Annotated in this window: 21 protein-coding genes; 7 read left to right on the top strand and 14 right to left on the bottom strand. The window is 61.4% G+C overall.

Annotation, left to right across the window (positions count from 1 at the left end; translation table 11 throughout):
• Positions 1 to 81 precede the first annotated feature (81 nt).
• The 6 genes from VCK47_RS05970 to glpD all read right to left on the bottom strand — a co-directional run bounded on the left by VCK47_RS05970 (position 82) and on the right by glpD (position 5,934).
• Positions 82 to 360, bottom strand: a complete 279-nt coding sequence (locus VCK47_RS05970; protein ID WP_322889796.1) for a DUF2160 domain-containing protein — start codon at positions 358 to 360, stop codon at positions 82 to 84.
• Between the two features lie 15 nt (positions 361 to 375).
• On the bottom strand, positions 376 to 1,152 hold the full coding sequence (locus VCK47_RS05965) for a carbohydrate ABC transporter permease (protein ID WP_322890036.1): 777 nt from the start codon (positions 1,150 to 1,152) through the stop codon (positions 376 to 378).
• A gap of 79 nt (positions 1,153 to 1,231) precedes the next feature.
• Complete coding sequence (locus VCK47_RS05960) at positions 1,232 to 2,104, bottom strand: sugar ABC transporter permease (protein ID WP_322889795.1); 873 nt, start codon at positions 2,102 to 2,104, stop codon at positions 1,232 to 1,234.
• Positions 2,104 to 3,210, bottom strand: coding sequence for an ABC transporter ATP-binding protein (locus VCK47_RS05955; protein WP_322889794.1), 1,107 nt, complete (start codon positions 3,208 to 3,210; stop codon positions 2,104 to 2,106). The genes VCK47_RS05960 and VCK47_RS05955 overlap by 1 nt, the downstream gene beginning before the upstream one ends.
• Positions 3,211 to 3,219: 9 nt before the next feature.
• Positions 3,220 to 4,308, bottom strand: coding sequence for an ABC transporter ATP-binding protein (locus VCK47_RS05950; RefSeq protein ID WP_322889793.1), 1,089 nt, complete (start codon positions 4,306 to 4,308; stop codon positions 3,220 to 3,222).
• 27 nt (positions 4,309 to 4,335) lie between these two features.
• Complete coding sequence (gene glpD / locus VCK47_RS05945) at positions 4,336 to 5,934, bottom strand: glycerol-3-phosphate dehydrogenase (RefSeq protein ID WP_322889792.1); 1,599 nt, start codon at positions 5,932 to 5,934, stop codon at positions 4,336 to 4,338.
• Between the two features lie 264 nt (positions 5,935 to 6,198).
• On the opposite strand from glpD, the gene VCK47_RS05940 reads away from it, so the two are divergent.
• Complete coding sequence (locus tag VCK47_RS05940; protein ID WP_322889791.1) at positions 6,199 to 6,981, top strand: DeoR/GlpR family DNA-binding transcription regulator; 783 nt, start codon at positions 6,199 to 6,201, stop codon at positions 6,979 to 6,981.
• Here VCK47_RS05940 and htpX read toward each other — a convergent pair whose 3' ends face one another.
• Positions 6,982 to 7,890, bottom strand: coding sequence for a zinc metalloprotease HtpX (gene htpX, locus VCK47_RS05935; RefSeq protein ID WP_322889790.1), 909 nt, complete (start codon positions 7,888 to 7,890; stop codon positions 6,982 to 6,984).
• Positions 7,891 to 8,094: 204 nt separating this feature from the next.
• Between htpX and VCK47_RS05930 the strand changes: the two genes are divergently transcribed.
• From VCK47_RS05930 to VCK47_RS05920, 3 genes are read left to right on the top strand one after another with little or no spacing between them, the layout of a single operon-like run.
• Complete coding sequence (locus tag VCK47_RS05930) at positions 8,095 to 9,141, top strand: HD domain-containing phosphohydrolase (RefSeq protein ID WP_322889789.1); 1,047 nt, start codon at positions 8,095 to 8,097, stop codon at positions 9,139 to 9,141.
• 22 nt (positions 9,142 to 9,163) lie between these two features.
• The gene (locus VCK47_RS05925; RefSeq protein WP_322889788.1) at positions 9,164 to 9,664 is read left to right on the top strand and encodes a hypothetical protein; all 501 of its coding nucleotides are present in this window, start codon (positions 9,164 to 9,166) and stop codon (positions 9,662 to 9,664) included.
• Position 9,665: 1 nt separating this feature from the next.
• The gene (locus VCK47_RS05920) at positions 9,666 to 11,969 is read left to right on the top strand and encodes a hybrid sensor histidine kinase/response regulator (RefSeq protein ID WP_322892270.1); all 2,304 of its coding nucleotides are present in this window, start codon (positions 9,666 to 9,668) and stop codon (positions 11,967 to 11,969) included.
• A 268-nt stretch (positions 11,970 to 12,237) separates the two neighbouring features.
• Here VCK47_RS05920 and VCK47_RS05915 read toward each other — a convergent pair whose 3' ends face one another.
• The gene (locus VCK47_RS05915; protein WP_322889786.1) at positions 12,238 to 12,672 is read right to left on the bottom strand and encodes an RbsD/FucU family protein; all 435 of its coding nucleotides are present in this window, start codon (positions 12,670 to 12,672) and stop codon (positions 12,238 to 12,240) included.
• 350 nt (positions 12,673 to 13,022) lie between these two features.
• On the opposite strand from VCK47_RS05915, the gene VCK47_RS05910 reads away from it, so the two are divergent.
• Together VCK47_RS05910 and VCK47_RS05905 are read left to right on the top strand one after the other, a co-directional pair.
• On the top strand, positions 13,023 to 13,769 hold the full coding sequence (locus VCK47_RS05910; RefSeq protein ID WP_322889785.1) for an SDR family oxidoreductase: 747 nt from the start codon (positions 13,023 to 13,025) through the stop codon (positions 13,767 to 13,769).
• Between the two features lie 147 nt (positions 13,770 to 13,916).
• Positions 13,917 to 14,774: a fumarylacetoacetate hydrolase family protein gene (locus tag VCK47_RS05905; protein WP_322889784.1), complete on the top strand. Its 858-nt coding sequence runs from the start codon at positions 13,917 to 13,919 to the stop codon at positions 14,772 to 14,774.
• On the opposite strand, the gene VCK47_RS05900 is transcribed toward VCK47_RS05905, so the two are convergent.
• The 4 genes from VCK47_RS05900 to VCK47_RS05885 all read right to left on the bottom strand — a co-directional run bounded on the left by VCK47_RS05900 (position 14,771) and on the right by VCK47_RS05885 (position 18,880).
• Positions 14,771 to 15,901 carry a metal ABC transporter permease gene (locus VCK47_RS05900; RefSeq protein WP_322889783.1) on the bottom strand — a complete coding sequence of 377 codons (1,131 nt, stop codon included), beginning with the start codon at positions 15,899 to 15,901 and terminating at the stop codon, positions 14,771 to 14,773. The two genes, VCK47_RS05905 and VCK47_RS05900, sit on opposite strands and share 4 nt — an antisense overlap.
• Positions 15,898 to 17,052 (bottom strand): metal ABC transporter permease, encoded by a 1,155-nt coding sequence (locus VCK47_RS05895; protein WP_322889782.1) that lies wholly within the window; start codon positions 17,050 to 17,052, stop codon positions 15,898 to 15,900. Before VCK47_RS05895 ends, VCK47_RS05900 begins: the two co-directional genes overlap by 4 nt.
• Complete coding sequence (locus VCK47_RS05890) at positions 17,049 to 17,828, bottom strand: metal ABC transporter ATP-binding protein (RefSeq protein WP_416236649.1); 780 nt, start codon at positions 17,826 to 17,828, stop codon at positions 17,049 to 17,051. The genes VCK47_RS05895 and VCK47_RS05890 overlap by 4 nt, the downstream gene beginning before the upstream one ends.
• Before the next feature lie 68 nt (positions 17,829 to 17,896).
• Positions 17,897 to 18,880, bottom strand: a complete 984-nt coding sequence (locus VCK47_RS05885) for a metal ABC transporter solute-binding protein, Zn/Mn family (protein WP_322889780.1) — start codon at positions 18,878 to 18,880, stop codon at positions 17,897 to 17,899.
• Between the two features lie 213 nt (positions 18,881 to 19,093).
• Here VCK47_RS05885 and VCK47_RS05880 point away from each other — a divergent pair, with 213 nt between their 5' ends.
• Complete coding sequence (locus VCK47_RS05880; RefSeq protein ID WP_322889779.1) at positions 19,094 to 21,307, top strand: S8 family peptidase; 2,214 nt, start codon at positions 19,094 to 19,096, stop codon at positions 21,305 to 21,307.
• Between the two features lie 78 nt (positions 21,308 to 21,385).
• Here VCK47_RS05880 and VCK47_RS05875 read toward each other — a convergent pair whose 3' ends face one another.
• Positions 21,386 to 22,840, bottom strand: coding sequence for a hypothetical protein (locus VCK47_RS05875; protein WP_322889778.1), 1,455 nt, complete (start codon positions 22,838 to 22,840; stop codon positions 21,386 to 21,388).
• A complete protein-coding gene (locus tag VCK47_RS05870) occupies positions 22,837 to 24,252 on the bottom strand; it encodes a hypothetical protein (protein ID WP_322889777.1) in 1,416 nt (471 codons plus the stop codon). Before VCK47_RS05870 ends, VCK47_RS05875 begins: the two co-directional genes overlap by 4 nt.
• Between the last annotated feature and the right edge of the window lie 382 nt (positions 24,253 to 24,634).

The raw sequence follows: 24,634 nt of genomic DNA, 5'->3' as shown, positions 1-24,634 counted from the left end.
ACCTTCTTTTCAGTCTTACATGACCGGCCCTTTGTCGTCGGGCCTCATCCCTTCGGGCCGGTCATGCCTTTACTTGCGGCCCTATACCCAGCGAAACACCGCTGCGGCATAAAGCGCGCAAATTCCCAAAGCCCAGTATTGCGGCAGCCCGCTTGTCGCGAGCCAGCCTGCGTTGATAAAGGCCGATCCCAAGAGCGTGATGAACAGACGGTCACCACGCGTTGTCTCGATTGTCAGAATGCCGCGCCGTGGCGTTTCGGGGTATTTGATCCCCAGAAACGTGAAGATCAGCAGCAGACAGGCGATCACGCCAAAGAAGATCGCGGTCGGCGTCGTCCAGGCCATCCAAGCAAGTGACATGAGCTTTCCTCCCTCTTACACGCGGCCCAGGGCAAAGCCCTTGGCGATGTAGTTGCGCACGAAATAGATGACCAAGGCGCCCGGCACGATGGTCAGGACACCAGCCGCGCACAGCACGCCCCAGTCCAGACCGGAGGCCGATACCGTCCGCGTCATGATCGACGCGATGGGCTGCGCGTTCACCGCCGTCAGCGTGCGCGACAGCAGAAGTTCCACCCAAGAGAACATGAAGCAGAAGAACGCTGCGACCCCGATGCCGCTGGCGATTAGGGGCATGAAGATCTTGATGAAGAACCGCGGGAACGAATAGCCGTCGATATAGGCGGTCTCGTCGATTTCCTTGGGCACGCCGCGCATGAACCCTTCGAGGATCCACACGGCCAAAGGCACGTTGAACAGTGTATGCGCCAGCGCCACCGCGATATGGGTATCGAACAAACCCACCGACGAATAAAGCTGGAAGAACGGCAGCGCGAACACGGCAGGCGGGGCCATACGGTTTGTCAGCAGCCAGAAGAACAGATGCTTGTCGCCCAGAAACCGGTAGCGGCTGAAGGCATAGGCCGCAGGCAGCGCCACCGCCAGCGACAGGACCGTGTTCATCACCACATAGGTAATCGAGTTGATATAGCCGATATACCACGACCGGTCGGTCAGGATGACGCGGTAATTGTCCAGCGTCGGGTTCTGCGGCCAGAGCGTGAAGCCGCCCAGAATCTCGCGGTTGGTCTGAAAGCTCATCTTGGCCAGCCAGTAGATCGGCACCAGCATGAACAACAGATAGGCGACCATCACGACATGGCGGGCGCGGACCTTAGGTAACGCGAACCGGCGCGCGGCTGGTGTGTAAGTGTCTGATGTGGCAACCATTCTACCGGCCCTCCGCTTTATCAAGGTTGGTCATGACGGTGTAGAACACCCAGGACACGAGCAGGATCACAAGGAAATACATGATGCTGAAGGCCGCCGCAGGTCCAAGGTCAAACTGCCCCAGCGCCATTTTCACCAGATCGATCGACAGGAAACTGGTCGCCGATCCGGGGCCGCCGCCGGTGACGACGAAAGGTTCGGTATAGATCATGAAACTGTCCATAAAGCGCAGCAGGATCGCGATCAGCAGCACGCCCTGCATTTTCGGCAATTCGATATAGCGGAACACTTTCCAGCGGCTCGCCTGATCGATCTTGGCCGCCTGATAATAGGCCTGCGGGATGGATTGCAGACCGGCATAGGCCAGAAGGGCGACCAACGAGGTCCAGTGCCAGACATCCATCACGATCACGGTGATCCATGCATGCAGCGGGTTGCGTGCATAATTCCAGTCGATCCCGATTGCCGACAGGCTATAGCCCACCAGCCCGATATCGCCGCGCCCCATGATCTGCCAGATCGTGCCGACCACGTTCCACGGGATCAGCAAGGGCAGGGCCATCAGCACCAGACAGACCGAAGCCCAGAACCCTTTTTTCGGCATGCAGACCGCAATCGCGATGCCCAAGGGAATCTGGATCGCAAGAATAATCCCCGAAAATGCCAGTTGCCGGCCGAGCGCGCTATGCACGCGGCTGTCGGTCAGGACCTGTTCGAACCAGCCCAGACCTTCCCAGAAAAACACGTTATTGCCGAAGGTGTCCTGCACCGAATAGTTGACCACGGTCATCAGCGGGATGACGGCGGAAAACGCCACCAGCATCAGCACTGGCAGAACCAGAAACCACGCCTTGTTGTTTTGTACCTTGTCCATCACACGGCCTTTCGTTCGGGGGTGGCGACCGCCTGTAGCGGGGCCACACGCCAGTCATCGGCATAGACGTTGATCCGCTCTGGCGCGAAATGCAGACGGTTCGCACCGGCGGGTACGGCAAAGCCTTCGGGCAGGATCGCGTTCACCGGCTTGCCTGCGAATTCGGCGCGCAGGATCTGGTGGCGGCCCACATCCTCGATCCGTTTGATGGTGACGGGCAAGCCGCGGTCGCCTGCAGTCAGTGTCACGAATTCGGGGCGGATGCCGATCTGCACGCGGCCTTTGGGCGTGCGGTAGTGGCCCCCCAGATTGATCGCATGACCGTCGCAATGGGCGGTGTCGCCCGCGACCTCGGCGTCAATCAGGTTCATCCCGGGTGATCCGATAAAATAGCCTACAAAGGTATGTTCGGGCGTGTCGAACAGATCCTCGGGAGTGCCAAGCTGGACGACGCGCCCGTCATGCATGACCACGACCTTGTCGGCAAAGGTCAGCGCCTCGGTCTGGTCGTGGGTCACATAGATCATCGTGTGACCGAATTCGTTGTGCAGCGCCTTCAATTGCGTGCGCAATTCCCATTTCATATGGGGATCGATCACGGTCAGCGGTTCGTCGAACAGGATCGCGTTCACATCCTCGCGCACCATGCCGCGGCCAAGGCTGATCTTTTGCTTGGCATCCGCCGTCAGCCCGCGCGCCTTGCGCTTGAGCTGGTCTTCCATTCCGATCATGGCGGCGATCTTTTGCACCTGTGCGGCGATGGTCGCAGGGTCCATCCCGCGGTTGCGCAAAGGAAAGGCCAGATTGTCGCCCACGGTCATCGTGTCGTACACGACAGGAAACTGGAATACCTGCGCGATATTGCGTGCGACCGTGTCCTGATGCGTCACGTCGCGGTCTCCGAACAGGATGCGCCCGCGTGACGGAACCACCAGCCCCGATATGATATTCAGCAGGGTGGATTTCCCGCAGCCTGACGCACCCAGCAGGGCATAAGCCTCGCCGTCCTTCCAGACATGGTCGAGCTGCTTGAGCGCGAAGTCATCTTCGCCCTTGGGGTTGGGCAGATAGGAATGTGCCAGATTGTCGAGTGTGATTTGTGCCATACCGCCCCCTTACGCCGCTGCCGCATAGGATGCGGGGGCGACCAGTTCGCCGTTTTCGCCAAAGACATAGACATGTGCCGCATCCAGCCAGACGGTGATTGGCGCGCCGAAGTCCAGATGATGCACGCCGTGGATCAACCCGACCCAGCGGTCGCCCGTATGGTCGAGATGCACGAAGGTTTCCGACCCGGTGATTTCGGTCACCCGCAGGGTGCAGGCAAAATGCAGCCCGTCCTTCTTTTGTGCCGTCAGGTGCAGATGGTCCGGCCGGAACCCAGCCGTGTAAGTGCCATCGGCCAGATGCGCCAAAGCGCCTGTCGCCGCTGCTGTCTGGCCCGCGCCAAAGCTGACCTTGTCGCCTGCCTTCACGATCTTGGTGAAATTCATCGGTGGGTCCGAAAACACCCGCGCGGTGGTCGCATCGCGTGGCTGGCGATAGACCGATGGCGTGGGGCCGAACTGCGTGATCCGGCCCTGCCACATCGTCGCGACATTGCCGCCCAGCAAAAGCGCCTCTTCGGGTTCGGTGGTGGCATAGACGAAAATCGCGCCGGATTCCTCGAAGATACGGGGGATTTCGGCGCGCAATTCCTCGCGCAGTTTGTAGTCGAGATTGGCAAGCGGCTCGTCCAGCAACACCAGCCCCGCGCCTTTGACCAGCGCACGCGCCAGCGCGCAGCGCTGTTGCTGACCGCCCGACAATTCCAGCGGCTTGCGGTCCAGTAGCGGGCCAAGTTGCATCAGGTCGGCGGCTTCGCGGACCTTGCGGTCGATCTCGGCGCGGTTCAGCCCCATCAGTTTCAAAGGCGAGGCGATGTTGTCGTAAACCGTCATCGACGGGTAGTTGATGAATTGCTGATAGACCATCGCGACCTTGCGGTCTTGCACGCGCATGCCGGTCACGTCACGGCCTTCCCAGATCACGCGCCCTGTCGCGGGCACATCAAGCCCTGCCATCAGGCGCATCAACGTGGTCTTGCCCGACAATGTCGGCCCCAGCAGCACGTTCATCGTCCCGCGTTCCAGCGTCAGGTCTGTGGGGTAGATATGACTCTGCCCTTCGACCACCTTGCTGACGCCGTCCAAGACTAGCGACATGTTCTCTCCTCCCCGAATGCGCCGACGTTATTCTGCGGCGCGCATCATTTCCCTTGCATGGCTGGCGATCCACTCCTCCAGAACCGCCACCTGTTGTTGATCGAGCCGCAGCCCTAGTTTCGATCTGCGCCACAGCACATCCTCGGCGCTGCGGGCGTATTCCTGTGTCATCAGCCAGCGGACCTCTGCCTCGGTCAGGGTCGCGCCGAAATCCTGCCCCAGATCGACCGCCTCCGCCGCCTCGCCCAGAACCTCTGTCGCTTCGGTGCCATAGGCGCGCACCAGTCGGCGCGCCCAGAAATCGGTCAGGAACGGATAGGCGCGCCGCAGGTCGGCGACCAGCGCCTCGACCCCGTCATGCGGAAAATCGCCGCCCGGCAAAGCCACGCCTGCCGTCCATTTGTCCTGCGACAAGGGCAGCACGGTGCCGATCTTGTCCAGCGCGGATTCCGCCAACCGCCGGTATGTTGTGATCTTGCCGCCAAAGATGTTCAGCACAGGCGCACCTGCGGAGCGGTCAACCTTGAGCGTATAGTCGCGGGTCGCGGCGGTGGCCGAGCTTGCGCCATCATCATAGAGCGGGCGCACACCGGAATAGGTCCAGACGATATCGTCCTTGGTCACGGGCCGCTTGAAATACTGGCTGGCGAAGTCGCACAGGTAATCGCGTTCCGCGTCAGTGCAGACAGGCGCGCGCGACGGGTCGTCATGTTCGGCGTCGGTCGTGCCGATCAGGGTGAAATCCTGCTCGTAAGGGATCGCGAAAATGATCCGCCCGTCGGTGCCTTGGAAGAAATAGCATTTGTCGTGATCATATAGCTTGCGCGTCACGATATGGCTGCCGCGCACCAGACGCACGTTTTCGCGGCTGTTCAGCCGCAAGGTGCCGTGGATCACGTCACCCGCCCAAGGGCCCGAAGCATTGACCAGCATCCGTGCGCTAATGATCCGGTCGCCATCTGCGTCGCGGACCGTGACCTGCCAGATCCCGTTCGCGGCATGGGCCGAGACAACCTCGGTGCGTGTCAGGATGGTCGCGCCGCGCGCCTCTGCATCGCGGGCGTTCAGCACGACAAGGCGCGAATCCTCGACCCAAGCGTCGGAATACTCATAGGCCTTGGCGAATTTGTCGTTGAGTGGCGCACCTTCGGGAGTACCAGTCAGGCTGAGCGTCGCCGTGCCCGGCAGGATTTTGCGCCCGCCGAGGTTGTCGTACAAAAACAGACCCAGCCGGATCAGCCAAGCTGGTCTGCGCCCTTTCATCCACGGCATGACCACGCCCAAAAGCCGCGATGTCGGCGTGTCGCTGTCGAAGCGCATGTCCTTGTGATAGGGCAGCACGAACCGCATCGGCCATGAAATATGCGGCATGGCGCGCAGCAATGTTTCGCGTTCGATCAGGGCCTCGCGGACCAGCCGGAATTCAAAATACTCAAGATACCGCAAGCCGCCGTGAAACAGCTTGGTCGATGCGGATGACGTGGCCCCCGCCAGATCACCCTTTTCGGCCAGCACCACCGACAGGCCGCGCCCGACCGCATCGCGCGCGATGCCGCAGCCGTTGATGCCGCCACCGATCACCAGCAGATCGTGGACGGTGTCGGATGTATGCGCGGATTGTGCCATGCGATCTCCCTTGGCAGGCGTCACCTGAGGTGTCGGCTGCAAAGGTAGTCGGGGCAAAAGCCGATGCGCAAGTTTTTTCGTTTTACTGGTCAAAAATGCTCGGTTTTTAAAAAAGGAACATTTTTGGGGCTTTTGTTTATGATATGTTCCGGTATTCATGTTCGCGGCGGTGCAGAAATCAGTATAAAACGAACATGGGTCGCCGCCCGTCTGATTCGGGGCGCCGACGCGAATTGATACACTCGGACCAGAAAGGGCTGTTTCATGTCACAACCCGAACGCCTGCGCGATATCCAGATCATCGCCCGCCGTGACGGACGTGTCGGGGTCGAGGATCTGGCGGCGCATTTCGCCGTGACGATGCAGACGATCCGGCGCGATCTGGCGGAGCTTGCCGATCAGGGCAAATTGCAGCGTGTGCACGGCGGCGCGATCCTGCCGTCCACCGTGGCCAATATCGGCTATCAGGACCGCCGCGACCTGAACGAGGCAGGCAAGGCTGCCATCGCCGCCGCCTGCGCGCGTGACATTCCCAACGGCTGTTCGCTGTTTCTCAACATCGGCACCACCACCGAAGCCGTCGCCCGCGCCCTGCTGCAACACCGCGAGATCATGGTGCTGACCAACAACCTGAACGTCGCCAATATCCTGATCGACAACCCGCATTGCGAAATCATCGTCGTGGGCGGTCTGCTGCGGCGCACCGACGCGGGGCTGGTGGGCACGGTGACAACGCAGGCGATCGGCCAGTTCAAGTTCGATCTGGCCGTCATCAGCTGCTCGGCACTGGATGAAGATGGCGACATGCTCGACTATGACATTCAGGAGGTGGGCGTCAGCCAGGCGATCCTGCGGCAGGCGCGGCGCAGTTTTCTTGTAGCCGACCATTCCAAATTCGCACGCCGTGCGCCTGCGCGGATCGGCTCGGTCGCGCAGATGGACGGGTTTTATACCGACGCACCACTGCCGCCCAAACTCGACACCGATTGCCGTGGCTGGGGCACCGCTGTCACGGTCGCAGGTGCGCGCGGCACGACGCTGGCCTGATCAGCTCCAAGGTCCGCCGCGCTTGCGCGTTGCCGGAACACCTGCGCGGACAGGCTGTGGCGCAGACGCAGTCCGCGCTTGCCCTGCCATGGCGCGCAGGGCGGCGATGCGGTTCTCGGTGGCGGGGTGGGTCGCGAAGAGGTTGTCGTGCTTGTGGGCATGCAGCGGGTTGATGATGAACATATGCGCCGTCGCGGGGTTGCGTTCGGCGGCGTGATTGTCGATCCGTGCCGCCCCTACGGCGATTTTCTCCAGCGCTGAAGCCAGCCAGAGCGGGTTGCCGCAAATCTCGGCCCCGGCCTTGTCGGCGGCATATTCGCGGGTCCGGCTGATCGCCATCTGCACAAGCGCCGCAGCGAAGGGCGCCAGAAACATCAGCGCCAGCGTGCCGATCAGGCCCATCCTTTCGCGCGATCCGCCAAAGAACAGCGCGAAATTCGCCAGCATCGAGATTGCACCGGCGAAGGTCGCCGTCACGGTCATGATCGCGGTGTCGTGGTTGCGGATATGCGCCAGCTCATGCGCGATCACACCCGCCAGTTCCTCGCGGTTGAGACTGCGCATCAGGCCGGTCGTCACCGCCACCGCCGCATTCGACGGGTTGCGCCCTGTTGCAAAGGCATTGGGCTGAGGGGTGTCGATCAGATAGACCTTGGGTTCCGGCATGCCCGCATTGCGCGCCAGTTCGGCAGTCATCGCATGCAGCCCCATCCGGTCGCCGCGCGTGACGGGTTCGGCGCCATGCATCCGCAGGACAAGCTTGTCCGAATTCCACCATGTAAAGACGTTCATTGCTGCCGCGACCACAAGGGCGATGACAGCACCGCCCGCCCCGCCCAGCAGATAGCCGATGCCCATGAAAAGCGCGGTCATCGCCGCCATCAGTATCGCCGTTTTCAGGTAGCCCATCGTGGTCTCCAGCAGATTGAGTACGCCGCTTGTCCGCATATGGGAAGCTTTGCGCGCGGCGCAAGAACACATGACTCCGTGCTGCCTGTTGATCGCACAGATTTGGCTAAAATTACGCGTTTTTCGTGGCTTATCGCAGGGCTTGGTTGTCGGCTATGCAACAAGATCAAGGCAACGGTTGCACAGGAAAGGAAAGGCAAAGCCATGCGCGTATGTATCGTCGACGACGAACGGATCAGCCGCAGCGTGATCCGTGCTGTCTTATCCCGCAACGATCAATATGAAGTCGAATGTTTCTCTGACGGGGTGCCGGCACTGGCGCGGTGCCGCGAAACCGTGTTCGACCTTGTACTGGTCGACTACCGGATGTCTGACATGGACGGGATCACCTGCATCACGCATCTACGCGCGCTGGCCGATTACCAATTCGTGCCGGTCATCATGCTGACTGCCGATCACGACAGGGAATTGCGTCTCTCCGCCGTGCGCGCGGGGGCGACGGATTTCCTCAACAAACCCTTTGATCCCGAAGAGTTGCGTGTGCGCGTCCAGAACCTGTTGTCGTTGCGCAATGCCCAGCTTGCACTGATGGACCGCGCGCGTCACCTTGATGCCGAAGTGCAGCAGGCGACCCGCAAACTCGTCGAACGCGAAGAAGAACTGATCTGGCGGCTCGCGCGCGCGATCGAATTGCGCGACGGGACGACGCAGCAACATATCTCGCGCGTGGCCGCTGTCGCCGAAATCATCGCGCGCACTTTGGGCCAAAGCAAAACCTTTTGCCGGACGATCTATCTGGCGGCGCCGCTTCACGACACCGGCAAAATCGGCATCAGCGACGCCGTTCTGCAAAAGCCCGCGGCGCTTACCCCCGAAGAACGGCTGGAGGTCCAGCGTCATATCACTATCGGTGCGGAAATTCTGCAGGACGGCGAAAGCGACCTGATCCGCATGGCCCATGAAATCGCGCTTTATCATCACGAAAAATGGGACGGGACTGGCTATGGCAAGGGTATCGCCGGCGCCGACATCCCGCTTTCGGCGCGGATCACTGCCGTGGCGGATGTCTTCGACGCCCTGTGCTCTCAGCGGCCCTACAAAAAGGCCTGGTCCTTTGACGAGGCCTATGCCGAAATCCTGCGCCAGTCCGGGCGTCATTTCGACCCGCAATGCGTGACCGCTTTCACCGCAGGGCTAAACGAAATCGCAAGATATTACCCCGAAGATGGCGCAGCTAGCCATGTTGCCTAGCAATCTGCAAGGAAAGGTTCCCATGATAAAACACCTGCTTTTCGCGATCCTCGCCATGATCGCATCGGTCGCACAGGCTGCCGACTTGCCCGCCCCGCAGGGCGATGTCATCCTGACAGTATCCGGCAATATCACGCACACAAACGGCGATGGCGTCGCGCGGTTCGACCGCGCTATGCTTGAAGACCTGCAGCAGGCGACCGTGACCACTGCGACCCCTTGGTTCGATGATGTCCACAATTTCAGCGGTCCTCTGGGGGCGGCTATCCTTGACGCGGTGGGCGCGCAGGGGGCGACCCTGCGGGTTGTGGCATTGAATGATTACGCCGCCACCGTCCCGGCTGCCGACCTGCATGATCTGGGCGTTGTGTTCGCCACGCATCTGGACACGCGGCCGATGTCGGTGCGTGAAAAGGGGCCGTTGTTTCTGATCTATCCGTTCGATGACAACCCCGACCTGTTTGACGAGGTGTATTTCGGCCGTTCCGTCTGGCAGATCGCGCGGATTGAAGTCCTCGACTGACATGGATGATCCCGCGCCCATCGGATGGACGGTATCTGTCCGCTGGGTCACATTCGTGCTGATGGCCTTGGGTTTGGTGTTGATCGCCACGACCGCCTATTTGTTCGTGAACGTTCAGGACCGACGGCAGGTCATGCTTGAAAGCGTGCGTGAAGACGCCATGTGGGCCGTCTTTCAGACCCATCGCGAGGCATCGCGCCTGACCGAAGCAGTACTTGAGGCACGCAACGGCCCGTCAGCCGAGACACTGGATGCCGTCCTTCTCAGTTTCGATCTGGTTTATAGCCGGATCACATTGCTCGATAAGGGCGTCTTTTCAGAGTCCTTCCAAGGGGCCGACGAATTGCAGGCGATCGGGGCCGCGGTCAAGCGCGACATCGGTAATCTTGCGCAGATGATCGACGCGCGCGCCAATGACAGAGCGGCACTTGAACAGGCCTTGCCATTGATCCTTGATCAGGCCCGACAGATCAAAGCTCTAAGCAACGACCTGGTCATCGCCACGAACGCAACACTCAACAAGGCCCGTGTTGCAAGCAGGGATCAGACCTTTGCGTCCTATCAGCGGCTTGCCGCGGCAGTGGCCATCGCGGCGCTGGTCTTTGTCGGCACTATCATCCTGCAATTCATCGACCTGCGCATTATCTCCCAGACCCAGCAACAGCTGCGCGCGCTGTCCATCCGCAATTCACGCAGTGCAGCCGCCGCCCAAGCGGCAAGTGCCGCAAAGTCGATGTTTCTGGCCACGATGAGCCATGAAATCCGCACGCCGCTGAACGGCATCATCGGATCTGCGGATCTTCTCAGGACTACGGACCTGGACCCCGACCAATCGGGGCGTGTTCTGACGATCTGGCGGTCCGGCCATGTCCTGCTGGAGATCATCAACGCTATTCTCGATTACTCGAACCTTGACGCCAATGGTGTCACCTTCAGCAATGCGCCAGTGTCGCTACCGGATGTTGCGGTTTTGTTGGATGACGTGTTCCGGACGCGGATCGCGGATGCGCGGCTTTCCTTCGACGTCGATCTGCCGGCGGTGACCGTCGCGACCGATGAAATCCGATTGCGGCAGGTGCTGTTGAACCTCGTTGCCAATGGGGTCAAGTTCACGTCCGAAGGCGGGGTCAGTGTGCGCGGCACGCTCTTGCCTCAGGCGGGTTTGCGGATCGAGGTGCAGGACAGCGGTATCGGCATCGCGCCCGAGGATCACGACAAGCTGTTCCGCGATTTCAGCCAGATCGAGGGGTCCGCCTCGCGCCGGTTCGGCGGAACCGGGTTGGGCCTTGCGATCTGCAAACGGATCGTCACCGGTATGGGTGGCCGGATCGGTGTCGACAGTGCCGTCGGGAAGGGCAGCGTGTTTTGGCTTGAACTGCCGGTTACGGTGCTGGGACCGGCTGCACCTGCCGCTGCGCGTCCCGTGCCGCACGCACCCGACGTGCCAAGCGGCATCCGGGTGTTGCTGGTCGAGGACAATCCCGTCAACCGCGAGGTCGCGGTGGCGCTGCTGCGCAGTTTCGGCGCCAAGGTCGCCACGGCTGAAGACGGCCATATCGGACTTGAACGGGTTCAGCAGGAAAGTTTTGACCTGGTGCTGATGGATTTGCAGATGCCGGTCATGGACGGTCTGGCGGCGACGCGCGCGATACGCGCTCTTGGCATCGAGTTGCCGATCGTCGGTTTGACCGCCAATGCCTTTGCCGAGGATCGCCAGCGCTGTCTTGATGCCGGCATGACGGATTTCATGGCCAAGCCCGTGACACGTGACAAGCTGGGATCGGTGCTGCGCAGTTTCAGGTCCGCGCAGGACCAAGAGCAGCCCGGGCTTGTTGTCCCTGCAACGGCTCCGTCGGAGACCGCTAGCACATCGGCTTTGCTCGATATGGTGCAGCTGACGTCGGTACTGGATGAATTGGGTCCGGATCTGTTTTGTGACTTGCTGGACCAGTTGCAGGACGACGCCGATGCGCTTGCCGCGATGACCGCCCCAGAGGCAGATGGTCCGACCCCTGCGCATCTGGACGATGTTCTGCATACGCTCAAGGGGGCCGCGATGACGCTTGGTTTGCACCAAGCAGGCAGCCGTTGTCAGGCGCTCCGACCGGGAACGGGGCATGACCACGCCGCCTTTGCGGGACTTGTCGCCCTTCTTGGGCAAAGCATCGCGGCCGCGCGGGACAAGGCGCGACACCCGCAGGGTACCGCACCGCTCTTGGTCGCGCGGGGGCGCGACTTCGCGGATCAACCGCCGTCGGCACTGGACTGCACCAGTCAGTCTGCAACTGCGGGGCGCAACGGCTAGAACCGCGCGGCGTGCGTACTACGACTAGGGTGGCCAAATGGTCGTGGTTCAGCGCCGCCTTCCGATCAACTGTTCTGCCTTGGCCAGCCGATGCAAGGCGGGCAGCAGGCTTTGCAGCCTGCAAGCGGCATGATCGCGCTTTTCGGTTTTCCACCATCGGTGGGCGATCGCGGGTCCGGCGCGCTGACCGGTGATCACCCGCAGGCAGGACCGCGCAGGACCGGTCGGCCGTTCCGGAGGATCCCGCAGCCATGCCCCTCCGCGCTGATCACCGCGACCCGATGACGCCTTTCTTGAGGATGATGTTGCCGTACAGCCGCGTCTCGCCGGTCTGCACAATGGCAAAGGCGGTCCGCGCGCGCGCATAGAACGCAAACCGGTCTATGGCGGTGATCGTCACAGGATTATCGGCTGTCGTGTTGATGATTGTCTGGAACGTCGCGACGACGGGCGGGACGGCGTCGGGGTCATCCACGACCTGCATTGTGATCGCGGGGTCCGGCACGAATGTGTCCAGCGGCAACAGCGTCAGGATCGCCGTCAGCACTTCGGTCGCGCTGATCCCGTCCAGCCGGTGACAGCGGCTTGCGAGGCTTGTCGCGGGAAAATTCGCATCCGCGATCACGATGTCGTCGCCATGCCCCATCGCCCGCAGGCTGGCCAGCAGGTCGGGCGACAGGATGGGAGGGATGTTGCGCAGCATGGTCCGTTTCCTTTTGTCAGTTGCCCCGAAACCGGTTCGGAGGCAGCGCCAAGGCTGCGGATGCGGCCTGCGCATCGATACCATCCACCACCGCCCGATCTTGCGCAATCGCTTTGACCGCGCGGACCTGCGTCAGTTGAGCTGCGGCTAGGGCACCCCCTGCTTTGAGGCGCGCGTTCATAGCGCGGTTGCGACAGAAACAATCGCCCGATGATATCTAGTGGCACCTGTACCTGTGGTGGTGCCGCCAGAGCCGCCTCTGTCAGCCTTGACGACAAGAGCCGCGCGGTGTTTGTCACCTTATCGGGACCGCGTTTCGCGGACCTGCGGGGGGAAAGACGGGGGACAACATGATCTTGCGCAACAAGACGATCCTGATCACGGCAGCGGGGCAAGGGATCGGGGCCGCCAGCGCGCGCGCCTGTGCTGCGGCCGGTGCGCGGGTGATCGCGACGGATGTGAATGCTGCCTTGCTGACCGCGCTGGCAGGCGTCAAGGGGATCGAGACGCGACAGCTCGACGTGACCGATCCGCAGGCGATCACGGCGCTGGCGGAGGACCTGCCGGACCTTGACGGGCTGTTCAACTGCGCGGGTGTGGTCCATCACGGCACGATCCTTGATCTGACCGATGCAGACTGGACCTTTGCGCTGGATATCAACGTGACCTCGATGGTGCGGATGTGCCGCGCCTTCGTGCCGGGCCTGTTGCGGCAGGCCGATAGCACCGGCAGCGCCGCGATCCTGAACATGTCGTCGATGGCCTCCTCGGCCAAAGGGTTCGTCAACCGCACCGCCTATGGCGCGACCAAGGCCGCTGTGATCGGGCTGACCAAGGCGATTGCCGCCGATTTCGTGACCCGCAACCTGCGCTGCAATGCGCTGTGTCCGGGCACCGTGGACACGCCGTCGCTGCGCGGACGGATCGCGGCAGCCCCCGATCCTGTCCAAGCGGAAAAGGATTTCATCGCACGCCAGCCCATGGGACGCCTTGCCACGGTCGATGATCTGACCCCGACGATCGTGCATCTGTTGTCTGACAACAGCCGTTTCGTGACCGGTCAGGCGGTACTGGTCGACGGCGGCGTGACGATCTGACGATAGCCAGCGACCTGCAATAGCGGCTGTTTCTGCCGAGGTCAGTTGACTATCGCCCGTATTGAAACCCAGACTGTCCAAGATGACCTTGCAGGCCCCTGTGACCACGGGACTCGGGCCTGCCAAAACCGGAAAGACGAATATCACATGAAACTTTTGCGTTACGGCCCGCGCGGTCATGAAAAACCCGGATGTCTGGATGCGCAGGGGCGCGTGCGCGACCTGTCCGCCCATGTGCCGGATATCGCCGCAGCGGCCTTGTTGCCCGACAGCATCGCGCGGTTGCAGGCGCTTGATATCGACAGCCTGCCGGTCGTTGACGGCACACCGCAGGGTGACCTGCGGCTTGGTCCTTGCGTCGGGCAGGTCGGCAAATTCATCTGCATCGGCCTGAATTACGCGGATCACGCCGCCGAAAGCGGCCTTGCCGTGCCGCCCGAACCGGTGATCTTCAACAAATGGACCTCGGCGATCGTTGGTCCCGATGACGACATTCTGATCCCGCGCGGATCGGTCAAGACCGATTGGGAGGTCGAACTGGGCGTCGTGATCGGGCAAGGTGGCGCCTATATCGACGAGTCTGACGCCATGTCCCATGTCGCGGGGTTCTGCGTCATCAACGATGTGTCCGAACGCGAATACCAGATCGAACGCGCGGGCACTTGGGACAAGGGCAAAGGCTGCGACACCTTCGGCCCGACCGGACCGTGGCTGGTGACCCGTGACGAGATCGCGGATCATGACAACCTGCGCCTCTGGCTGGAGGTGGACGGCCACCGCTATCAGGACGGCACCACCGCGACGATGGTCTACAAGGTGCCGCATCTTGTCGCCTATTGTTCGCGCTTCATGAGCCTGCAACCGGGCGACATCATCTCGACGGGCACACCGCCGGGCGTGGGCATGGGGCAAAAGCCGCAGCGCTATCTGTCAGGGGGCGAGACCATGCGCCTTGGCATCGACGGGCTGGGCGTGCAGACCCAGAAGGTCGTCAGCCAGGGCTAGGCGTCGCTACGCCCAAAGATGGCCTCGACCTCGGCGGTGCCTTTGGGGCGCAGGCACAACAGGCCATCGCGCCGTTCGATCAGGTCGCGGTCATGCGCGCGCAGCACAGCGGCGCGGGCGCGCGGCTCGGTCCAGCGCAGGTGACTGACCAGCGCGCGCAGGGTGTTTTCCTCGGCCATGGCGGGGGTGTCTTGGTGCGTGAACAGATGCGCCACCAATGCGCGGCAATCATGGTCCAGCCGTTCGGTCCGCGCGCGCAGTGCCTGCGCCAGCAACCCTTGCGCAGGCGCGAACAGTAGCGCCAGCGCGAACCAGACGCCCGTCATGCTGGCCATCATCCCACCGATCGACACGTTCCAGTATAAGGCCAGAAAATAGCCGCTGATCACGGCGGCCACCGAAAAGGCCACCGCCATGACGACCATCAGCCACAGGCGGCGGGTCAGCAGATAGGCCGTGGCGGGTGGCACGATCACGAAGGCGATGAACAGGATCGCGCCGACCGCATCAAACGCCGCAACCGCCGTCACGCTGGTCAGCGTCAGGATTGCGTAATGCAGCACGCCGGGCAAAAACCCCAAGGCGGCGGCGAGCCCTGCGTCGAAGGTGGCAAGCTTCAACTCCTTCCACAGCACCAGCACAAAGGCGAGGTTGACCACCAGCACAGACCCCAGCGTCGCCACCGCGACCGGCACATCCACCCCGAAGAGCGTGACGGTGTTGAGCCAGACAAACCCGATCTCGCCCAAAAGCACACTGTCCACATCCAGATGCACGTTGCGCGCGTTGATCGAAATCAGGATCACACCGGCGGCAAAGAGTGCTGGAAACACCAGCCCGATGGCCGCGTCCATCTTGACCAGCTTTGAGCGCGCCAGAAGTTCGGACAACACGACCGTCAGCACGCCGGTGACGGCCGCCCCCAGCACCTGCACCGGCCCTGATGTCTGGCCTGTCAGCAGCCAGACCACGATGATCCCGAAGACGATGGAATGGCTGATCGCATCGGTCAGCATCGCATTGCCCCGCAAGATCAGGAACGACCCCAGCAGTGCCGCCGAAACGCCCGTCAGCACGCCGGTCAGTACGATCATCAGGGGGATGGAAGAAAAGAAGCTAGCGATCATTCTGTGCGCTGCTTTTCTACCGAGGCGGGTGGACCTGACAAGGCCGCAGCCTCGGTATGGCCTGCGGTCGTCAGTTCCCAATGCGGCGTGGTTTCGGGCGGATGCATGACCGACCGGATCAACCCGCGGCTTTCCAGTGAAGCAAGTTGCGCGGCAGGCGGTTTCGCACCCAAGGCCACCTGCAACATGCCGCGCTCGGACGGATAGCCCGCGTCGTCATGCATCTGCGCAAAGCCCTGCAAAGTGGCCAGCACCCGCCCGTCGCTGATCCGCGCACGCGCGCGCCGTGTGGCGGCGGCCTGCCAGATCAGCCCGCGTCCGGGGGCGATCAGAAGCGAGATGATCACGACCCCCGTGGCGATCAGCACAACGACAGGTCCGGTCGCCAGCCCGCGTGTCGTGGCACTGACCAGCGCGCCACCGGCACCCGACGCCGCCCCGATGGCGGCTGACAGCAGCACCATCCCACCCAGCGAATTGGTCCATTGCCGCGCTGCCGCCGCGGGCGCGATCAGCAAGGCCACCATCAGGATCACTCCGACAAGCTGCAAGCCCACCACGATGGCAAGGGCCACCATGACGGTCAGCCCCGCCTCGAGCAGTGTGACCGGAAAGCCTTGCGACCGCGCGAAATCTGCATCGAAGCTGACCAGCTTGAATTCCTTCCAGAAGGCCAGCACCAGCACCAATGCGCCTAGACCGACCCCGCCCATGATCCACAGATCGCTCCGCAGGATCGCCGCCGCCTGCCCGAAGAGAAAGGTCATCAGACCCAGACTGCCGGACCCGCCCTGCGTCTGGATCACTGTCAGCAGCACGATGCCCACGGCGAAAAACACGCTCAGCACGATGCCAAGGGCTGCGTCGGTTTTCAGCGTCGTGCGCCGCACGATCAGCATCATCACCAAGGCCGCCAGCGCCCCCGTGGCGAAAGCGCCCACCATCACGCTGCCCAGATCACGCCCGCCCGCGATCAGAAAGCCAAGGCAGACGCCGGGCAGGGCGGCATGGCTCAGCGCGTCGCCAAGCAGGCTTTGCTTGCGCAGCACGGCAAAGGCCCCCAGCATCCCCGAAATCGCCCCCAAAAGTGCCGCGCCGATCAACACGGTCTGGACAATATCACTGGAGAAAAGCGCGACGATGGCCGTCAAGATGCGGCCTCCTCGGCCGGAACGGCGATCATCGCCAGATGACGGCCATAGGCGGCGCGCAGGTTTTCGGCCGAATAGGTCTGCGCGACGGGGCCTTGCGCGATGATGCGCACGTTCAGCATCACCAGCCAGTCGAAGTAGCTTTGCACCGTGGTCAGGTCGTGATGCACGACGATGACCGTACGCCCCGCATCGCGGAGTTTCTTCAGCAGGGCGATGATGATCGCCTCGGTGCTGGCATCGACGCCCGCCATCGGTTCGTCAAGGATCAGGATCGGCGCATCCTGCACCAGAGCGCGGGCGATAAAGACGCGCTGTTGCTGGCCGCCCGACAACTGGCTGATCTGGCGGTCGGCGTAATCCTGCATCCCGACCTCGGCCAGTGCCGCCAAAGCACGTACATGTTCCGCCTTGCCCGGACGGCGCAGCCAGCCAAGGTCGCGGTAAAGACCCATTTCCACCACATCGCGCGCGGTTGTGGGGAAATCCCAATCGACGCTGTGGCGCTGCGGGACATAGCCGATCTGCCCACGCATCTGCCCGATGGGGCGACCCAGAAACCGCACATGCCCCGCGACGGGGCGCACAAGGCCAAGCGCCGCCTTGATCAGCGTGGATTTGCCCGCGCCGTTCGGGCCGACAATGGCGCACATCACACCGGGGGGGATATCAAGGTCGATGTCCCACAACACCGGGTTCGCGCCGTAAGTGACGGTCAGATCCTCGACATGGAGCGCCTGATCGGGCTCGTGCAGGGTGTCGTCACGCATCATCATCTCTCCAGTACGAACGGCGCCCGGGTCTGCCCGCGCGCGCCATCCTGCGGGGTTTTGCGACCGATCGGTCAGCCGCCGATGTTCCAGTCCTGCGCCCAGCCTGCCAAGGCCTCGGGCCAGTCGGGCAGGGTGCCGCCAAGCGCTTCGGTCACGGTCACCGTATTGGCGCGGATCATTCCGATATAGGTGCCTTCGGGGGTTCCGTCATCACCCATCGCATCCGAAAAAAGCTCGCCGCCGATGACGACGTCATGGCCCTGGCTTTGCACCTCGGCCACCAGCGCCTCGATGGTGCGGGGGTTGATCGTGGTTTCGACGAAGACCGCAGGCACGCCGCTATCGACGACAAAGGCCGCCACATCGCGGATATCGCCGATGCTGGCCTCGGATTCGGTGCTGATGCCTTCGATAGCCTCGGAGGCTTCCATGCCGTATCCGGCGGCGAAGTATTCAAAGGCGTCATGCGCCGTGACCAGCAGGCGCTGATCCTCTGGGATGGATCCAATCGCCGCTGTCACCCAAGCGTGCAGGGCGTCGAGCTGGGTGGTGTAGGCTGCGACATTGGCAGCCAGATCATCTGCGCAATCGGGGCGCTGGGCGGCGATGGCATCGGCGATCACGGGCGCGATCTGCGCCCAAAGGCTGACATCCATCCACAGATGCGGGTCGATCTGTGTGGCGTCTTCGGGGTCGCCGATCAGCGTGGTGTCGTCAAAACTGGCGCGGGCGACGCCGACTGTCGGGGTCCGGTCAGTGAAGCCTGCCAGCACCTCCGCCAGCCGCGCTTCCAGAGCGGGATCGACATAAAGGATCAGGTCGGCCCCCGCGAGCTTTTGGACATCCGCCGCCGTCGGGCGATACAGATGCGGATCGCTGCCCGCACCCAAGAGCGATGTCACCTCGGTGCAGGTGCCTGCAACATTCGCGGCAACATCCGAGATCATGGTTACCGTGGTCAGCACATTCAACGGAGCGTCCTGCGCCATAGCGGGCAGGGGGGCAAGGGCGGCAATCGCAGCGAAAAGTCGGGTCGGTTTTTGGGTCGCGGGCATGTGATTTCCTTCGATTCGAGGGATGGATGCCCTCCTATACATGCAAATGAGAAGCGTTCGCAATAAGATTCAACCCATACGACCGCTGCCCCGTTGGCGCAAAAGGGAACCGCCGAACATCTCTCATTTTAGGCAATCAGATTGGGGCGCTCAGGGATTTATTAACGGGCAGGCGGGACTCATGGCGAAAGACTGTCATGGGGGGCCTGACATATGAAGAAGCTAATCTGCCTTGTTTTTGCTATTGTACTTGGGGCTTGCATCCCCACAAGCGACGATGCCGAACCGGTCACGATCGTCGTGCCTGATCCACCTGTCCGCGATGCAACTGACGAAACGGATGACGTGGGCCATCCGTGGAACCGCCACTTCGTGACCTCGTTTTCGGCGACAGAGGTGCAGCGCATACGCAGCTTGCCGGGATTTCTGGCCAACGGCTTTCGCTTTACGCTGTGGATCGACCAGCATCCTGACTACCAGGGGTTTGGCCGGGTGGTCCGGTCACATCCTTTGACCGCGGCGCGGCTGGATTATGCGTTGTCCACAGGCTTGACGGGGGCGGGTCAGGTCGTGTCGCTGATCGACAGTGGCGTGCGGTTGTCGCATGACCAGTTCACTGGCAAGACGATCCACATATCCGGCCGACCGCCAGCGGCAGGCGACTTTCACGGGACAGCGGTCGCGTCGGTCATGGCTGGCAACGGGGCAAATGGCGGCACGATCGGCTTTGCGCCCGGGGCTGACCTTCATCTGGGGCACCTGAACTTTGGTGCGCCCGTTAGCTGGACCACCCTTGGAAATCATATGCGCGATGCGGCTGCACATGGCGCGATCGTATCGAACAATTCCTGGGGGTTGTCGGGGGGCACGGTGCAGAACGTTAATGTCACCGACTTTGTGCGCGCAACACGTTCCTATATTGATGGCTTGCGGACATTCGCGGCCGGTGGCGTGATCGTGTTCGCATTGCAAAACGACTATGCGGCATCCAGCGCGAGCGTGATGGCGGCGTTGCCGTTAGGTGCCCCCGATCTGGAAGCAAACTGGATCAGCGTCATCAACGCGATCCCCTTATTCAACGACGACGGCATCCAGAGCGCTGTGCGCATCTCGACCGCCTGCCTTGAAACCGCACGTTTCTGCATGGCGGCAAACGGGCAGATCAAGGTCGCGACGCAGGCCGCGGACGACAGCTATGAAATCGGCGTTGGCGCGTCGTTTGCGGCACCTCAAGTCGCCGGATCGGTCGCACTGCTGGCCGAAGCGTTCCCCGACCTGACGGCCGCACAGCTGCGTGACAGGCTTCTGGCCACGGCAGACAACCGGTTTTTCGAACATGATGCAGTGCTCGAATTCGCGCCGGGGATCACGCATGGCTATAACGCCGAATTCGGGCACGGCTTTCTGGACCTGCGCGCGGCCTTGCTGCCGATCGGGCAACCGGTGGTCCCGATGGCGGATGGTGGGACGGTCGATCTGGGCATGGCTGCGATCTTGGCAGGCCCCGCTGTCGGCGACAGCCTGACCCGGTCATTGGCGGCGTTGGATATCGTAACGACGGACCAGCTTCATGGCAGTTTTGCGGTTTCGGGTGATGTGCTGGCAGGTACACAGACCCGCGCCGATCCTGCGGCGATGGCGCTGACGGCCGCCTTGCAGACCGACATGGGGGCCGCCCGACGCAATATGCATGCGGCGGTGCGCAGCGGCGGCGATCCGGCGCGCTTGCAAACCGGCTGGCACGACGCATCCGGCACCGATCTGCAGGGCGGTGAGGCTATCGCGCTGACCGCGCCGGGTGACGACCTTGGCGTTGCCCTCCTGACCGGAGAGGCGACGACCGGGCTCGCAGTGCACCGGAGCTTCGATCTGGGTCAGGCACAGGGGCAAGTCGGCTTTACGACGCTGCACGCCGACGGAACAATGCTGGGCATCACGATGCCGCAAAGCGCCGGTGATGTCAGCTCTGTGTCGCATGCGCTGCATATCGATATGGCGACGCAACTATCGTCGCGGACTGCCTTGCGGATGACTGCCGAAATAGGTGTTGCGACGGGTCAGGGCAGGGGACTTCTGGGCGATGTCAGCCCGCTGGTCTATGACCGTGTCGGCGTGTCGCTTGCGCGCGCGGATATTGGCTCCGCCGGCGACGTGCTGACCATGTTCGTTCGCCAGCCCGTCGCGGTGACCCGTGGTTCGGCAAGTATGGACCTACCAGTGCAAATGACGTCGGGCGACGTCCGCTTTGCCCGCCATGATATCGGTCTTGCGCCGGTCGAACGTCAGCTGGATCTGGGGTTCGCATATCAGGTGCCTGTGTCGAAGGCCGGCAACCTCAGCCTTGGGGTGATGCACAGCCAGAACGACGGGAACATCGCTGGGCAAAGCGCTGTATCTGGCTATATCGGCGTGCAGTTCGGATTTTGACATGGGTCATCGCCTGAACTGCCGGCCGTTTCGCTATGGGCCTCGTTGCCTGCACTGCCCGCAAAGTGCGCCACAGCATCAGTTACCTTGGACCGGCGGAAAAACTGACTGGAAGATTTCAGCGAAAGTGGCCTGCAGCGGTACGGTCGAAGATTCGAGGCCCGGCGCAAAACCGGGTGCCCTGACAGCAAGGAAAGTAGCCCTGCTGTCAACATGGGTACTCAACGATGTCCCGCTCAGAATGCGCGAACCGTGGTCGCCGTGGACGATCACGACCAGATCACTGCGACCTTCAATCGCCTGAAACAGGTCTGCCAGCCGGCGGTGGGTGCAAATGGACTGATCCCAGAACGCTTCATAGGCCGATGCGTCAATCTCGGTCCTTTCGGGATACAAAGGGTATCTCCAGTCCGCAATCTCTTTGAAATTGCAGTCCCGGTCAAAAAGGAACGGGCGATGAGGTACAAGAAGATGCGCGATAAGCGCGTCGCCCGGTGCGAGGTCGGCGACTGACGTCGAAAGATCTTCAAGGATCGTCAAGTTTGTCAAAGGCGGCATGATCGGCTGATGTGGCTCGTCCCGCCAGCCCGCCAACCTTGCCAGATGAAACGCGTAACCGCGATAGCCCAACACACGGCGACTGCCCCATTTGAAATCATTGTCGATAGTGATCAAAGCGTATTGCAGTCGCTTGAGAGGTTGCCATCCCAGAAGTGCTGCCCCGCTCATCATGTCTTGCATGGTATATCTATGGCAGGTCACGCGGGGATCATCACCACAAAGGCGCAGATAGTCCGAGCCGATGACTGTGGGCGCAAAGCCCGAGTCCAAGAGCCGCTGAACAAGCCGATTGTCCGCAACGTGATAGAAATAGGGGTCCGGCTCTGGCTGCTCGACATAGTTGGTGATGTCTGCGGTCAGGCCGAAAATGGAAGAGACAGCCTCGAATGTCTGTTGCGCCTCGGAATCCGCACGGCCGTAGAGAAGAAAGCCGTGATCGAGATAAGTATCAATGACCTCTTCGCGACCTGCGACGCGCGGCATCGTGGGGTGATCAACGATCGGCGATAGCTGTTCGTCAAGGATGATATGCAGATAGGCGAAATCCGGTCTGTCGGTCGCGGCTACTTCGACGGCGGCGGCTCTGGTGACCAGCATCGGATCGCTTGTGGCGAAAAATGATGGAAAACCGAAGACAAAACCAAAAACAGAAACGGCCAGCGGGACACCGTAGGGCATCTGTCTGACCAGAACAGGGGTCAGCAAGAATGTGACCACAAGACATGCGAGACCCCATTGAGGTTCAAGGAAGTAACTGTCGATGAAGAAGTAGACGAGATATCCGAGCGCGAACCCGAACAAGAGCTGATTGCGAAAAGCCGCCCCCAGAATGCTGCCCGTGATCAGGCAGCCGATGGTGATGGCAACCATTTCATAAGAGCCGAAACCATAGTTGAAATCCGTCAGGTGCGGAAGAAAGATCGCGATCAAGACACCGCAAAAGGCCAGTATCCGCAAACGCGTCGGCGTCATTGTCTGCGCCTGTACGAAACAAGCAATCTGTTGTTTTCAGCAAACCTGTGCTGCTTCGTGATTTCATGTGTCTCCGCGATGGTGGCGAGAAACACGTCTTCTCTGTAGTCGTCGAAAACATCTTCTCTGACGGCCAGCAGTTGTCGCACCATCGGGTCGTCCTTCGGCACGAATTCCACGATGCCCACTGGGGCAAGTTGCAACAACCACCGGATAGCTTCCGCCAAAGGAAGGTTCGTGCCGATGCACATGTGATGGATAATGGCCAAAGCGATCAGCCCGTCCGCAGGTGCCCGTTCGTTCAACCCCTTGCGTTCTGACTGACGCCAGCCAAGGTTGGGCGTGGGATCGGAGATGTTCATCAGAACCGGAAGCAAAGGCGCACCCTTTTTGGCGCGCAGCCGATACGCACGCTCGATCGAGTCGATATCACCGTCCAGAATGACCGCCGCACTGGCCCCGCCCTTGATGGCAGCCAGCGAGAAGTCACCGGTATTTCCGCCGATATCCCAGATGAGCGATGGTTTCTCTTGTGACGCCCAATCCTGCACAAACGCCAGCTTGCGTTCGCGCATCTGGTCCGAGTAGCTGTTGATTTCGGCGTAAGTTTTCCAATAGCTGGCGAGCCGCTTTCTGGTCTCAAGCGTTCCGACAAAATCCTTGAGCTGCGCAAGGATCGCGACGTACTGGGTCTTGGGCAGCTTCTTTACCGGAGCCTTGTCCAGCTTTGAAGCCGACGACCTTGCCGCGACAGCGCGACCGTGCAGATAGACATGCATAAAGCCGCTCACGGACGAGAACAGCTTTCGCCGTGGCAGGATGGCCAGAGCATCATCGAACGAAATGCCGTTGATCGACCCCCGATAGAGCGCCTGAAATGAAAGCCCGGCCCAGGCCTCGATGAGAAGCGGCAGCAGGAATTGCCGACAGAACTGGTTATACCCTGCCCAATGGGCGCCTTCGACATATGGTCTGACCGACATCGGGTCGATGTGTATCGGACGACCATCGACAAACTGCATGTTATAGGCGGTTGCGTCCGAGAGTTCGTAGCCATGTTCCAGTGCAAGTAGTTGCAAATTGAGATGCGCGATTGCAGCATCCTTGAGTTGCGCAAAGCACCACTCATAAGGATAGGTCAGAAAAGGAATTCTGGGGTGTTCAAAAAGAGCGACCGCGGCATCGCCTCTTGCGCCGGTACATCTTGCAAGCATCGCGTCGTCGGCATCGATCTTTTTTGAAGAGATCAAAAGACCCTTCGCTTCCAAAGCATGCAGCACGCCAGTGTCATGTGCGGCCAGAAAGCATGCGGCACCTGCTGGCATCACTGCCCTCAGAACGCGATCGCCCTCGGTAAAGACATATCCGGAAGGGTCACGGAACGAACCCGTATCCCTGACAGGGCCATTCATACGTTCGGACGGTCCTCTGACACTTTTGTCTCTTCATCACCGATCTTCCGAATACCGACCAGGGAAATAATCTTTTCGCGGACGCGGCGGATCGCGATCATGGCCGACGCGACGCCACCAACGATGGCCTGTAGAAGAAAGCTTCCCGTTACCGGGTCCAATTAGGCATGCGCAGGTGTCCCAAGAAGCCATGCATATGCAAAAGCGAGCGTCCAAATCGGCTTCATCATTGTTTCCTCACCATAATTTACGCTTTAGGCCGATGCCTGTAAGTGGTCAAGCCGATGCTGATTGTCGACATCCGGTATTGCAACAATATTGCGAGACACTTGGCCGATTATGCGACACGACTGTGACCCTCATGCGTCATGGACAGCCGCTG

The organism is Yoonia sp. 72, from assembly GCF_034652275.1.
GTDB lineage: Bacteria > Pseudomonadota > Alphaproteobacteria > Rhodobacterales > Rhodobacteraceae > Yoonia.
This window is presented reverse-complemented; position numbering and strand designations above follow the sequence as displayed.